General features: G+C 37.1%; 8 protein-coding genes. 7 read left to right on the top strand and 1 reads right to left on the bottom strand.

The window, feature by feature from the left end; all coding sequences use genetic code 11:
* Positions 1–868: 868 nt before the first annotated feature.
* The 7 genes from BET01_RS11700 to BET01_RS11670 all read left to right on the top strand — a co-directional run bounded on the left by BET01_RS11700 (position 869) and on the right by BET01_RS11670 (position 12,341).
* Positions 869–1,396 carry a hypothetical protein gene (locus BET01_RS11700; RefSeq protein WP_120196996.1) on the top strand — a complete coding sequence of 176 codons (528 nt, stop codon included), beginning with the start codon at positions 869–871 and terminating at the stop codon, positions 1,394–1,396.
* Positions 1,397–1,949: 553 nt separating this feature from the next.
* Positions 1,950–3,005: a cohesin domain-containing protein gene (locus tag BET01_RS11695; RefSeq protein WP_120196995.1), complete on the top strand. Its 1,056-nt coding sequence runs from the start codon at positions 1,950–1,952 to the stop codon at positions 3,003–3,005.
* Positions 3,006–3,022: 17 nt separating this feature from the next.
* Positions 3,023–8,536 (top strand): RHS repeat-associated core domain-containing protein, encoded by a 5,514-nt coding sequence (locus BET01_RS11690; RefSeq protein WP_120196994.1) that lies wholly within the window; start codon positions 3,023–3,025, stop codon positions 8,534–8,536.
* Positions 8,537–8,560: 24 nt separating this feature from the next.
* A complete protein-coding gene (locus tag BET01_RS11685; protein ID WP_120196993.1) occupies positions 8,561–8,857 on the top strand; it encodes a barstar family protein in 297 nt (98 codons plus the stop codon).
* Positions 8,858–9,717: 860 nt separating this feature from the next.
* Positions 9,718–10,632 (top strand): ABC transporter ATP-binding protein, encoded by a 915-nt coding sequence (locus BET01_RS11680; RefSeq protein WP_120196992.1) that lies wholly within the window; start codon positions 9,718–9,720, stop codon positions 10,630–10,632.
* On the top strand, positions 10,629–11,369 hold the full coding sequence (locus tag BET01_RS11675; protein WP_120196991.1) for an ABC transporter permease: 741 nt from the start codon (positions 10,629–10,631) through the stop codon (positions 11,367–11,369). The genes BET01_RS11680 and BET01_RS11675 overlap by 4 nt, the downstream gene beginning before the upstream one ends.
* Positions 11,370–11,555: 186 nt before the next feature.
* Entirely contained in the window at positions 11,556–12,341 is a 786-nt protein-coding gene (locus tag BET01_RS11670) for a MerR family transcriptional regulator (protein ID WP_120196990.1), read from the top strand.
* Positions 12,342–12,492: 151 nt separating this feature from the next.
* Here BET01_RS11670 and BET01_RS11665 read toward each other — a convergent pair whose 3' ends face one another.
* Entirely contained in the window at positions 12,493–14,166 is a 1,674-nt protein-coding gene (locus BET01_RS11665; RefSeq protein WP_120196989.1) for a hypothetical protein, read from the bottom strand.
* Positions 14,167–14,516 lie beyond the last annotated feature (350 nt).

Genomic DNA, 14,516 nt, shown 5'->3' with positions numbered 1-14,516 from the left:
TTTTTTGATGTGTTTTTTTGGTTTCGATAAAATTAATAATATAGAGTAAGAAATGCTAAAACCCCTGATATAAATAATTATTATATTAGTAGATATATGTATCAGTCTTGTTATTTGTTTCTAAAATGTTTTTCAATGATTTAGATTTAACTCGTCTTTTATGCTTTTTTAAGCAGCAATAAATATGCATAGATTTTCTTTTTCATTCGAAATAATTCTTATCAGAACAAGGTGTTTTTATAAACTTAAGTTTTGATTATCTAATGTTTTTCATCCGTCTTAAGTTGATTTTATTATATACATTCGTGGTAAGTACCTTTATTTTACTTTTGTGAAAGTATTTATTTAACCGCTACTGTTGATTTGATTTGGGATATCTAAGTTTGGCCATTGTTGTATAGGTAAATAAATTAGCGTTTTGATGCAGAAGAGAACTTGATTTCTATGATTTTTGTTAGTAGTGTTATGAGAGTTTAACGTAATTATTTTCAAATGATTCTGATTTTCGTAACTAGTTATCCAATGGAAAAAAGAACATATGTTCGAAACTATATTGACAATTAGCGTTGAGAGTATTATAATCTTGATATCGGAAAAAGAACATGCGTTCGATTGTAAGACGGGGGGATGACGTAGAAGATTAGAGCTTACTTTGTGAAAACGTGTATATAGTAATAAAATAATCTGAAAAAAATAACAGGTAACTGCTTTGTACGGCAATGAACTAGTAGCGTGGAATTAGTTATATATAAATAAAAGTTTAAAAAAATATGTACGCCACAGTTGTATGAAGTTAAAGAACAAAATGGTTTTGAAACTAAAGAGATTGAAGAAGAAATATTTAAATTGAAAAAGGAGAAATAATAATATGTCAAGTACAAATAAAACATCATTAGGATTAAATATGTGGGAAGCATCTGATAAGCCAGTAAGACAGGATTTTGTCAATGATAATGTAATTATTGATGAGAAGGTAACTAAGTTAGAACAGGATTTTTCTAATGGCAATATGGCTATTGATGAAAAAATTGCTAAGTTAAATAGCAATATAACTACAGTAAGTAATAAGTTAAATCCGCAAAATTTAAGTATAGTGCGCCCAGCTTACTCAACAATTGAAGTACCCATTGGATTAATTGAGTATATAATAAAAAACGGAGTCTGCTATGTACGAATGAGCGATATTAAATTTGGGATTGCTGGCACCGGAAGGACGCTTTCAGTAGTTATGCCAAAACCAGCCTTAGGAACAGCAGTGTCAATTTTCAACGCAATAACAGGTGCCGTACTTGCTTGTGTGTACTTAAATCACAACTCAACGGTTTTGATGGCAAATGTTGTATCGAATACTGTTGGTGATGGATATTTAACATTTAGTTATCCGGTTATACCATAGTCAAATGATCATTTTAGTTATCCGATCCGATCCATCTATCATTGGTTGGTAGCGATATTATCGCCGCTACTCCACCTGGACTTCCGTCTTTAGGGTAATATCGAAACATAAGTTCATTATTTTTTGAATAAGTACCGATACACCAAACGCCATTGTCAGTCGGAATGTTTATAAAGGGGTTGAACATATCTCCCGTGCTTATTACTTCACACTTTATAAATGCTCTATCCTTACCACCCCCAAAAGTTCCACTATTTAGTTTAGATTCTTCGGTACATTTTTAGCTAAATTGCTATTTACTTAATTAATACGAAACTGCTTATACTTCTTGTTTCTTCTTTATAAATAAGGAGTATAAGCATAATAAATGTATCTTTTTGAAAAATCACCAATCATAAAATATATTTAGCAAAAACACATAGCACTAAAACTTAATACATCATAAATACTATACAATATAGGTGGTAGAGCCAAAAAAATAAATATAAACTCAATCAATTTTGAAACTAAAGCTAAATTTACCAATAAAAACGAAAGGAGATACCGATTACTTATGAACCGACCGGAATGTTTACATATTCCCACCCTTTACGAGGGAGAACAAGTACAAATCAGTTGGGGAGCGGTGGAAGAAGATAAAAAATATACGTTAGAACGCTTATTTAATGAATCTTTTTCACAAGCCCTGTCAGGATGCACCTGGGATAATTTTGATAGTTCTAATGAAACATGGAGCAGTCACGATGAGACTTTCTTAAACTGGCATCAAATTGAAACCAGAACCGGCATAGGTCAACACTGGGAACGCCTTGATCATGAGCAGTTAAGCTGGTCACAGCTTGAAAATCATTCATATACATGGCAGCAGTTAGAAAGCCGGAATATAAGTTTTGAAATATTTAGAGGCTCCGGAGTTGAACTGCTCGGTATAGAGCAGGGACGTACGTGGCTGGAACTGGACGAACTTAATAATACCTGGAGTATCCTGGAAAAATCTGAAAATACATGGGACGAAGAGGAGAAGACCACGCTACCTGGTATTTCATGGGAAGGTATTGATTCCAGATGGCTTACATTTAACGAATGGGAAAAAAAAGGATTAAATTATCATGAATTGGATTCCCAAAAACAGATAGAAGAACACCGAGGACTAATAGATTCCATTCCAATTGGGGCGTCCAATGCAATGTACCGGATCAAGGTACATGCTCCTAATGGGGACGAGTCTGATTATTTAGAAACCAAACAAATACCAGTTATCCCTATCTTTTATCGCAGCAGCACCATGGAATACCCAGTAAAGGCCGGTAAACAATATACAGTGCTGCTAAAAGCCCAGGAGGTAAGTGGTTTAGACAGGATACACATGAAATTCAAGTATGATCCATACTTATTGGAATTAAATAACTTTGCAGCCGGGAGCCCGAAAAGTATAACAAAACCCGGAAGTTATCCAGAAGAAAATGTAAATATATACTCCTGTATTCCTGGAAATCTAAGGTTTCAATCAACCAGACAGTTAAGTCCGAATGAGTGTTTTAGTGGTTCCATTGCTTTGGTTGAATTTGTCGCCAAGGGAACCGGAAGTGCAGTAATATCATTATATTAAGATTAAGAAAGGATTAAATGGACGATAAAAAGATTTTAGAGGATCACAATGAGAAAAATGAATGGGATATATCAGATACTAATACGGTGGAAAATACATCAAGTGGAGAAGAAAAAGAAGCAAAAAGTCTTAGTACAATGCTTGCTCAGACCACACTGTCTACCGACGAAGAAACATTTTCTGATATAAAACAGTATCCAGAATCCCCATTTAACTACTTTGAATCAAATCAGATAAATGTTAGATTGAGCACGGGTGATGTACAATATGATGTAACAGATTTTGTTCTGCCGGGCAGAGATGGATTTGATGTATCAATTGCCAGACGATATGACTCAGGTTGTGCAAATCTAGTGGATATGGACCCCCATTTCAAAAATGATAAACTAAGAACGGGGTCCAAGGATAATAGCTTCTATACTGGCACATATGGACTGGGATATGGCTGGTCCTTTGTTTTACCATCAATTGAAACTGTACGTTATCTAAAATATTCATATATAGACCTATCTGGAGTAAATATGAAACCGATCATAATAGAGACGCCAGCATATGATTGTATTCTGCATCTGGAAGATGGTAGAAGTTTAAAAATGAACCGGTACTTAGACGGTTTTGTAGATCATAGTCTAAATGATGTCAGTATTGTGGACAAATCAGGTACAATTCAACACCCTCATACACCCAATATTTCAAAAAATTATGATATCATAATTGAATACAAGAACGGAAATAAGGACTATTTTAAAGATTTATTTAATATTAATGGTAATCGAAATAGTTTATATTTATATCAGTTTACATTGGTAGCTAGGCAGGATAAGTTCGGAAATGTTATTTTTTATGATCTAAAAAAACAGGATGGTATGGCAATAGTGGATACCTGGGGACGTAACATTAGCCTGGAGAAAACAGATTACGGTCTTGTGTGGAGGTTACCAGAAAGTACAGCTGGTAAAGCATGTGAAATTTCCTATCATATTGATCAGACACAGCCGCTTAAGCTTACCGCAGTAACAGACCAAGGGGGAAGCACGACCCATTATAACTATTATAATCCAGAAAAATATAAGGGTATTATGCGTTATTCCTCTAAAAAGGTATCAGAATATACCACCGAAAATAGAGCACGAAGTTATTTGCTGCTAGAGAGTATCACATATCCAAATCAAGCATCTACACAATTAACATATGACAGGGTATTTAACATTATAAATGAGGCTGGTGGAAGAATCACTCATTTTGGGTTGTCAATGAAAAAGGATATTGCTGACGGAAACGTATATAACCAGTGCGAATATGATTACAAGCTAGATTCCGGACACACTTACGACCACAGCAATGGTGAATATATCACGTATGCAGATGTAAAACATCATCAGGATATTCTGGAAACCCATCAATTCGATTCGTACGGACAGCTAATAAAAAAGGAAGTCCGGCATCTAAATTCACTCATCTCAAAAAGCATCTATAAATATAGCAATAAATTAATTGTGTCAGAAATCGATCAAATGTTTGATAGGAACGATGAAGCAAAATTCCTAGAAAAGAAAATATTTTGGAAATATTCCGCAGACCGAAAAGCCAATATCATCCAGTTGATTGAAGAATACACAAATGATCCTTCCTGTAACCAAGAAATAAATACCAGTTACGGAGACTACAGTATTATTCTTGAAACAGAAAGAAAAAAGGGCGATGACCTAATTAGAGAAACAAATGAACTTCATACGACATTAGGAAATCGAGCCATAAAGTACCATCGGGTCTATCAAAATGGAGTCTTGAAAGAAAAAACAGAATACAATTATAATGATTCTCAAAACCCCTACTGTGTGACCAACGAAAAAAGGTATTTCCTGGCAGATAGCGGAGATCTAGAGCAGTCAGGTGAATATGCTGAAACAATATATAAATACAGCACTCTTTCCCACTCTGTCAGCAGATACACCCATAAATTTATAACAAAAGAACAAAATGGCATCATAGATGCGGATGGTAGGCCCTGTGATCCAATAAAGGAAGAATATAATTACGATAACTGGGGCCGGTTGGTTTCTAAAAAAGATTCCAGGAATCAGGTAACTAATCTACGCTATGACGTAATGGGACGAGTAGTATTAGAAATATTTCCTCCTACAGACGGCCAGCAGGCAGTAAATGAAACCTATTATAACGACCGTTTAAACTACATCATAGAAACAGATGCGAATCGCCAGAAAAAAAGAATTCAATACACACCCCTTGGACAAATTCAGCAGGTCTCCCTTGCTGCATCGAATGAACCAGCGCCCGGTGACATTATACTACAGGATTTCCGATACAACACATGGGGAGAACTAATTGAATCCATCACATATGATGGAAATGGCGCATCTGCAAACAACGTAAGAAAGACGGAGCGTTATACCTACGATTCATTTGGGCGAGTGATATCCCGTTCGATTCCACAAGTGGGTTATGAAGAGAAATATGAATACAATGAGGTATTCACCGATCCCACAGATGGCAGGATATACTATCGTGAAGTAAAAAAAGTAGCAGGAGACATCTATGCTCCAGATATTGTGACGGAACGTTATAAAGATCAAAAAGACCGTGTTCGAAAGGAAATATTAGCTGGCGAGAGATTGTTTACCTACGAATATGACAATGCAAGTAATAATATCCGGAAAATTGATGCCAAAAATAAAGCGGATCGGTGGGAGTATGATTATGCAGGCCGGATAGTAAAATACATACGGCTGGACTCCGGCCAGGAGAGAATCACAAGCACTCAATATGATGCATTAGGTAATAAACGCTTCTACTGGGATGAAGTAGGAAAGAAAACTGAATTCCTATACGATAAGTCAGGACGTCTGGTGCAGATCATCTCACCATTTGATCACCGTAGCCAGATTATAAAATATTACTATGATGGAGCCGGAAATATAATAAGGGAAAAAAAGGCTCAAGAAGTTGGCTGGCAGGACACCCAATATGTTTATGACGCCAGAAACCGATTAACCGATACCTACCAGCACCTAAATTCGGACAGTTGGATTAAGACCACATGCCAGTATGATGTATTAGATCAAGTCATTCTAAGAAGAACTGGAGACACTCCATACGGTGAAGGACGAGAAGTAGTAAAATATATCTATGATCGTTTTGGAAATGTAACGGCAATGACAGATTCCCGCGGTTGTTCGGAATATTTTGAGTATGACAAGGTCGGAAGACTGCTGAAAAAAACGGACAGGAACAAGGATCAAACCATTTATCAGTATGACGCTCTGGAACATCTGATGAAGGAGACTGTACAAAAAAGGACTCCTGATGGATTGGTAACCAGCGAAAGGGAGTACGCTTATAGCAAGAATGGCAAGCGAATTCAGGAGGTTAGTAGAGAATCAAGGGGAGGAAAACAAACCGTCCTCCTTGAAATAAAGTGCTACTTCAATAATAAAGGTCAGCTAATTCGTCAGGAAGATCCCGGAAATGCAAAAAAAGACTATACATATGACATATATGGAAACCGTCAGTCTTTTCAATTAACCCGGGGAGGAAATGCTAGCCTGGAGGTTAGTTTTTATTATATCTATGATGACTTATACCGTTTAAAGCAGGTAAGGAGAAATAGCGCTGTCGGAGAGATTCTGGCAGAGTACGAATATGATAAAAAAGGTAATCGTAAAACCCTACGCTATCCCCAGTCCGGTGTGGAAACACGTTATAAGTATAATGATGCTGACAAGATAATATCTCTAGAGAATAATCGGCAGGGAAACGTGATCTCTGCATGGGAATACGACTATGATGTGAACGGAAATATCCTAAGCAAGATTAATAAATTCAGTTTGGCACCAGTTACAATTACCTACCGCTATAATCAGCTAGGTCACCTGATAGAAGAAGATTATTCCGGTTGGAAGCGGACGCTTTATTCCTATGATGCCTATTCCAACCGTATAAGAATGATGGTGGAAGGAAGAACAAAAGATGAGCTGATTAGTATTACCAGCTATGAGTATGGTTTAAACAATCGCCTGGAAATGGAAAGAAAAAAGCAAGGAAAAACAACGGAAACTTATCGATACCGTTATGATGATAATGGGAATGAAACCTTCCGGATTTGGGAGAAATCATCTCCAACACCTGACTACCCAGGAAATGTCAAGTTATCCGGAAATTTAAAAAAAGAGACTCCAACAGTTTATGAGTGGAGACATTATGATGGATTCAACCAACTGATCCAAATAAACCAAGATGAGAAAGAGATCACATATCAGTACCGGGGAGATGACCTGCGACACAGCGTCGAAGTGAGAAAACTGTCTGAAAGCCAGAGTAAAACAAATTTGTTTTACTGGGATGGAACTGATATTGTAGCGGAACAGACTGAGAACGAAAAGATAAAAACCTATTTAAGAGGAATTAACTTAATTGCCTGTGAAATAGATCGTGTGGTATACTATTACATATTTAATGAACATGGGGACGTGACCCATCTGTGGAATCAAGACGGAGTGTGTAAAGCTTCGTATGAGTATGATGCTTTTGGCGTGGAGAGAAATCAAGATAAAGAGGATAAGAATTCGTTCCGTTATTGTGGGGAGTATTTTGACTTAGATACAAATACCTATTACTTACGCTCAAGGAGCTATAGAGCTGAGACTGGTCGATTCCTAACGGAAGACAGCGTTGAAAAGACAATGCGGAAAATGCCTAATGATCAGAATATTATTGATCCCCTTAGCCTGAACAAGTATACTTATTGTTACAATAATCCAACGTCATATAATGATCCAACTGGACATATTCCGTTTTTAATTCTTGCAGGAATTATAGGGGCTGCAGCTGGAGCCATAGCAGGCGGGATATCGTCAGCCCTACAAGGTAAATATTCATGGACTGCAGTTGCCAAGGGTGCAGCAATTGGTGCAACAGTTGGTTTAACCGGAGGAGGAGTGCTTGCATATGGTATTACTGGCAGTGCTCTAGCGTCAACGGGTGCAGTTGCATCTGGTCTTGGATTTGGTGTAGCAACAGTAAGCCCTGCTGGAGCAACAGGTTTTATACAGGCCCGGCAGTTACTGCAGGCGCAACAAATGAGAGCTATTGCAGGATCGGGTACCCCTAGGGTACTTGATGGAGCACATAATGTAGTTGAATATGAAAAGTATAAAGAAGTTTTAAGAACAACAGAATTAGCTAATCCTTTAGTTGAGAGCTTAAGAACAACAGGTGGGTTACCATCAAATTTTGTAACAAAAGCAGAAGCAATATCTAAAGGTTGGAAACCAGGAAAAGCGCTTAGCAATTATATTCCAGGTGGTCAGATCGGTGGAGACGTATTTCAGAATACAACTGGGGTTTTGCCACAAGCATCAGGTAGAGTATGGTATGAGGCTGATGCAGGGCTAAGTAATATAATGTCGAGAGCTAAACAAGCGGGAACAAGGTTAGTATATTCAAATAATGGATTAATGTATGTGACATATGACCATTATGAAACCGTACATACTATTGGCACATGGAAGTAACTATATGGTAATCGGAGGATAATTATGGATAATGATGCGAGAGTAGAGATAATTATAATTGATGTAACAGAAATAAGAGATCCAAAGGAATTACATGCAATATTAAAAAAAGAACTTGATTTTCCGACATTCTATGGTATGAATTGGGATGCATTCTGGGATGCAATAACTGGTTTAGTTGAATTACCTGAAAAATTGGTGATAAAAGGATGGGATAACATAGTTAAAGTATTACCAAATGATGCTAAAATAATGAAAAGACTTATAGATAAATTTAACAAAGATTATCCCATCTGCAAGTGTACTGTAGAATATAGATAGAAAAATCTGTCTCCTAACTCTCAAAATGTAAAAGATGAATTTGTAACCTTTTAAGTAATGCAATTGACAATGATAATTGTGCCTATATTGCTAGAGAATAAACTTGATTACTAAACAATTTTAGAAGTTTTTTGGACCTTCAAACTAGGTTTATTACTTGGTTTGAGGGTCTATTTTGTTAGTTATATTTTCTTGAGAAGGGGTGCGGACAATTTTTTGGACTGGTTAAGCCGCCAATCAGTAAGCTTGCTATCCTATTTACTTGCAAACTCTTCCAATGCGGATAGTGACGTCTCTTCCGTAGGCGCAACAACCCGATTTAGGTCTGCCAAGAGTACCTTAATATTCTTATAGGAAACGAATATGTTAGAGTTACGAATCCGATGGACTATTCAGTGCTGCACTTCTGTTTTGGGAAATTCGCCTTCAATTTCATGTAGAAAACAGAAAGACCATCTAAACAAGCAATCAAAATAACCTGCACATCTAGATTTCTAAGGCCATTCATAATGGACAGCCAGAACTTTGCACTTATACACAGTCCGCTTCATAATACAGCCTTCATTAAGTACGTGATAATGGAGGACATCCATGTAGAAAACTGAATAGATATCTCCCAAAGGACAATCCTGCCATTCACATAAAATTTGAAGATTTAACTGTTTTGTTGCAAAAGGGCAGATAAGCTCAGGAGCCTCAAAAAAGTATTAAAATATAAATAATATTTAAAATACTATTGCTAACGACGTAACGTAATGTTGTATACTCTGATTAAATAGTTAATTATTAACAATTAGTAATAAAAACAGAAGTGTATTATAAATAAAATCGAACTCGATTGGAAAGTGAGGCGTTATATCGTGAGCGATTCAGTTATCTCAGTCAAAGGGCTTATCAAAAAATACGGAGCTATTTCTGCAGTGAATGGGATTAGTTTCAGCGTTAAACAGGGAGAGATTTACGGCCTCCTGGGACCAAATGGAGCGGGGAAAACAACGACACTTGAGTGCCTAGAAGGCTTGCGGAGAATTGATGGTGGTAATATAATTGTGGCTGGGTGTAATCCACAAAAGGATAAAAAAAAGATACGTAACATCATGGGGGTACAACTTCAATCTTCCTCATTACCGGATGGAATCTTAGTTAGTGAGGCTATGGCACTTGTTTGTGCATGGCATGAAACAAAATATCGAAGTGATTTACTAGAATGCTTTGGAATAGAGGGTATGGTCAAAAAGAAGTATCATCAGCTTTCCACAGGACAACAGCGACGTTTGCATCTTGCACTTGCACTAGTCTGCAATCCGAGCGTCGTTGTATTAGACGAACCGACTGCAGGACTTGATGTGGAAGGACGCGCACAATTGCATAATGAGATTCGTAAACTTAAAAAACAGAACGTAACAATGTTACTTGCAACGCATGATATGGCGGAAGCAGAGGGACTTTGTGATCAGATAAGTATTGTTATCAAGGGAACAGTTGCAGTGACAGGGACACCTTTTGAGGTTACAGCTGCAAGCAAGCGTGATACAAGAATTGCAATCCGTACTGGCAGAAACAGTCTTAGTTCTAACTGTAAAATTGAAGGTGCAACCTTCTTTAAAGAAAAAGATTGCTACAGTATCTGGACGTGTAGTGATAGTGCTTTGGCAATAGGTGCTTTGATGCAACGTGTGAAAGAGGCAAATGACTTTGTAATTGATCTCAGGGTTGAGCGACCTTCACTAGAAGAAAGCTTCCTTGAACTTGTGAGTGGGGGTGAAATGAAATGAAAGCACTTCTGAAATTTCTTTGGATTCAGCTAAATATGGATTTAAGAGAAAAAGGAACATTAATGAATTATTATGTGATTCCCCTTTTATTTTATATTATAATTGGTTCGGTTTTTACTCAGCCTGAAACAAAATCAACTCTTGCAGCCACTATGATTATATTTGCCGTAACAATGGGAGCTATTGTTGGCATACCCGGACCGCTTGTTAAAATGCGAGAATCGGGAACACTAAGGGCCTTTTCTGTAAACGGAATATCGAATGGAATGGTGACATTTGTTCATGCTATCAGCGCATTTTTTCATATTTTGATTGTATCAGTGATCATTTTTTGTACATCACATCTTATTTTTAAGAGTGATAATCCAACATATCCCGTCAGGTTCATTTGCGTTTTACTGCTTTTTCTTTTAACAAGTACTGCAATTGGTGTATTAATTGGTACCTTTGCTAGAAATCAGTCATTCGTTACGACATTTTCACAACTTGTTTTCCTGCCATCGATTCTATTAAGTGGCATCATGTTTAACACCTCAATGCTTCCAAAAGTTCTTATGTGGGGTGGACGTATTTTTCCGGCAACTCATGCCATGCAAATGTTTAAGGGCTTGGCATTTCATAAACAAACTAATTATAGTAGTATGATAGCACTATTTGTATTGACAGTGATTGGAGTGGCAGCAGTTATGTTAACATATCTAAAAATTTGGAAAATATCAAGTGGAGAACTATCGTAAGAAAAATCTAATATCTATGATCGTTGAGCATAGGCTTAATATATACTAACAATATTTATTTCAACGTTAATTATACATGATAGAAATATGCTATATTAAAGAAAAATCAGTTCAAACTTTATATAATTCATAGCCTATTGATAAGGTTAAGAATAGCTATGACTATATAATACGAGGTGAAATAGAATGAAAGATGAAAAGAAACTATTATTTAAGGTTGGAGAGTTGGCAAGTCTAGTGGGAATCTCCGTAAGGACACTTCAACTTTATGACCAGAAAAATTTGTTGAATTCAAAGTATAACAAAAGTCATAAAAGAGTTTATGATCGAAATGATTTGCTAAAGTTACAGCAGATTCTATTCTTAAAGTCATTAGGATTTTCTCTTAAGGAAATAGATGATATCATTTTAAAGCAGACAAATGGTGATGATCTTGAAAAAGTTTTTACAGCACAGCGAAAAATATTATTAAATCAAATTCAAAACTTAAATAAAATAGTTGAAACGCTAGACATAGTTATTTCCGAAACAAATGTTGGTCAAAAAGTAAGTATGGAAAGAATTGTTACGATCCTGAAATTAATGAATCAAGAAAACCCCTATTCCTTTATTGTTCAATATTTTGATGATGATCAGCTGATAACAATTAATAATAGTTTGCTTCAAAACCCTGAAATACAAAGTGAGGAAAAAGAGTTATTTTCACAACTTGGTAGTTTGTATCACCAAGGTTATGATCCGGCAGGAATCCGAGGACAGGAGCTTGCAAAACGATGGTGGGATTTGGTATGTGAGTTTACGTCTGGGGATAAAGAGATGATGAAAACACTTTTTTCAATAGGTACAGATTCTGCCAAATGGCCTGAGAATACGAAAGATATGCAAAAATCGATCGAGAGTTTTTTAGAAATAGCATTATACATATATTTACAGAATAATGATATCTTGATAAAAGATGGAACCGTGCAATAAAATCTAAGCACCCTTAAATTAATGGTAATATTCTATTAATGTAAGGGCGCTTTTCTATTTTATAGGACAGAGCTCCTTTTAGAGTCAGTCTCGGTGATATAGATACATGGACAAGAACCAAAGAAAAATAGCCTTGCCCATAAATAGCATATCAATAACCCGCCGGAACCGCACGCAAAAAAATGGTATGATCAAAGCAAGTAAAGTCCGTAAAGTAAACGGTAAAGCATTCACTAGCACGTGACTGGCTTCCAAACTTTCCAGCCACATAATTATGATTCCCAAAACCAGGACCAGCCGAAATAGCATACTTGCCCTTTGTGGCGGTCACAGTGCCATTCTTTGCCACCATACCGCCTCCTTTTACACCTTCTGCGATAAAATACTCTGATTCCAAACGGCAGCCCGCATCAAAGGCCAACTCAACCCGTAAAGGTGCCCGGTCAATGCCTTCTGTTTTTATCTTCACATCAATCCCATGTTCGACTTCTGATATCATAACATCAAAAATCATCTCAGGACCAATCAGCTTATCACGTTTGCTTTGATCCATTTTCCACCAGTCGGTAGTATCCTGAGGTTCGTCAAAAGGGAGATAATACCAACCTGTCTTTGTCTCCTTTAACCGGAAGCCTTTTTTCTCTGATTGCTCTGTGAGACTTTGAGCCGTAAAATACCGATGCTCACAAAACCCAGCCCCTATTTTCATACTCACGGTGAAATCACCGTGCTGGAAATAAAGAAAGGAAGGACTTTCCTTTAAGATAGAAGCAGAGTAGCCTCCCCGGCGCAGGCGTACAATGCCAGAATCCTTATAATGACAACAATAATCTGTTAATAACCCGCATGTATCATATTCAAAATCCACAAGCTCTGGCAAAAGCATAAAGTAAATAAGAAAGCCCTCCATACTAAGCTGCTTTTCCTCTGCTAGTTTCATAATGGAACAAGCTGTATTCAAAAAAGTTTCGTCATTAAATCTAATTCCCATGTAGAGATATTCTAAATAATACCCTTCTGGATAGACCTTTACTCCCCGGTCCTGCCTGGTGGAATTATTAGTAAAAATACTTTGATCCGGTTCGATGTAGGTGAGCATCATGGATAAATTCCGTTTCACAGGCTCGAAGAAAGAATCATCCCCGCTGGCAATGCCAAGCATGATCATGGCGTTATTATTTACCTTATTATAACCGCCTGCAGAGCGTTCTGCGTATTCCCCGTCCTCATTGCAGTCACAACCCTCCACCAGAAAGGCCTCCGCTCCCTTTTGAAAGGATTCATCACCAGTAATGGAATAAAGCATTTGGAGAACAGAAGCAATGGCCCAGCGGTGGTTGGGAGTATGAAACCCGCTTCCGATCATTGCCTGTCCACCTTTGATTAAGATGGACTCCATTGACTCTTTAAAAGGAACCAACATGCTCTTGTCCACTGGGCTTGTCTTATCTGATTCGAACAGTCGCTTTACATATAAATAGGAAGGCAAAAGCCCATCCAGGCAAAAAGCAGTATCCGCACCGGAATAAAAGTTGCAGTTAATCAGATCAAAAAAGCCGTTATCTCTTTGGCCTCTTACTATGTAATTGAGAGCAATTGAGATTCTATCATAAATGTCTTTACTTCCGCAGTAACGGCTATCCCCATTAAGATAGCAGGCAATCATATCAGTAACCTGAAAGATGGCATATTTAGGCTCTACAAGGCCGTCCTGGTCTCTAAATCCCCCATAGAATTGATTGGAAGGGTCTGTGACCTGAAAGTGAATCACTTGAGAGATCCGAAGATCGCAATCCCTAAGAATTTTATCGTAATGTTTTTTCATAAACGCTCCATTCTCCGCTAGTGGCGGTTTCCTGATACCCGAATAGGCTCATTGTATCATGGTGGTAAATCGGGAACTACTTATATGTTGCCAATCTACCTAAAAAATCTCCTGATAATTGCGGTCAAAAATACATAGAGGAAGCCGGCAGAATACTTTGCCGGCAGGTATGAAAAAAAGTATATATGAAAGGTCCCTGGGACCTATTCGTAAATATAAATATACGAAAAAATTGTGTCTATTCTTTGATAGATTTATGAAGAGTTTGTGAAACCTGAATTTTTAAAACTAACGAAATAGTTTGCTTAAAATAGATGAAAAAACTCGTGTTATGGGGAAGGATAAAATAT

It is taken from the genome of Lacrimispora algidixylanolytica (assembly GCF_003609635.1).
In the GTDB taxonomy this organism is placed as follows: Bacteria; Bacillota; Clostridia; order Lachnospirales; family Lachnospiraceae; genus Lacrimispora; species Lacrimispora algidixylanolytica.
The sequence above is the reverse complement of the archived record's forward strand: the minus strand, read 5'-3'. Positions and strand labels throughout refer to the sequence as shown.

What these genes read in the sequence shown, in the direction of transcription:
- BET01_RS11700 (WP_120196996.1), top strand. Translation starts at nt 869, where the DNA reads ATGTCAAGTACAAATAAAACATCATTAGGATTAAATATGTGGGAAGCA.
- BET01_RS11695 (WP_120196995.1), top strand. Translation starts at nt 1,950, where the DNA reads ATGAACCGACCGGAATGTTTACATATTCCCACCCTTTACGAGGGAGAA.
- BET01_RS11690 (WP_120196994.1), top strand. Translation starts at nt 3,023, where the DNA reads ATGGACGATAAAAAGATTTTAGAGGATCACAATGAGAAAAATGAATGG.
- BET01_RS11685 (WP_120196993.1), top strand. Translation starts at nt 8,561, where the DNA reads ATGGATAATGATGCGAGAGTAGAGATAATTATAATTGATGTAACAGAA.
- BET01_RS11675 (WP_120196991.1), top strand. Translation starts at nt 10,629, where the DNA reads ATGAAAGCACTTCTGAAATTTCTTTGGATTCAGCTAAATATGGATTTA.
- BET01_RS11670 (WP_120196990.1), top strand. Translation starts at nt 11,556, where the DNA reads ATGAAAGATGAAAAGAAACTATTATTTAAGGTTGGAGAGTTGGCAAGT.
- BET01_RS11665 (WP_120196989.1), bottom strand. Translation starts at nt 14,166, where the DNA reads ATGAAAAAACATTACGATAAAATTCTTAGGGATTGCGATCTTCGGATC.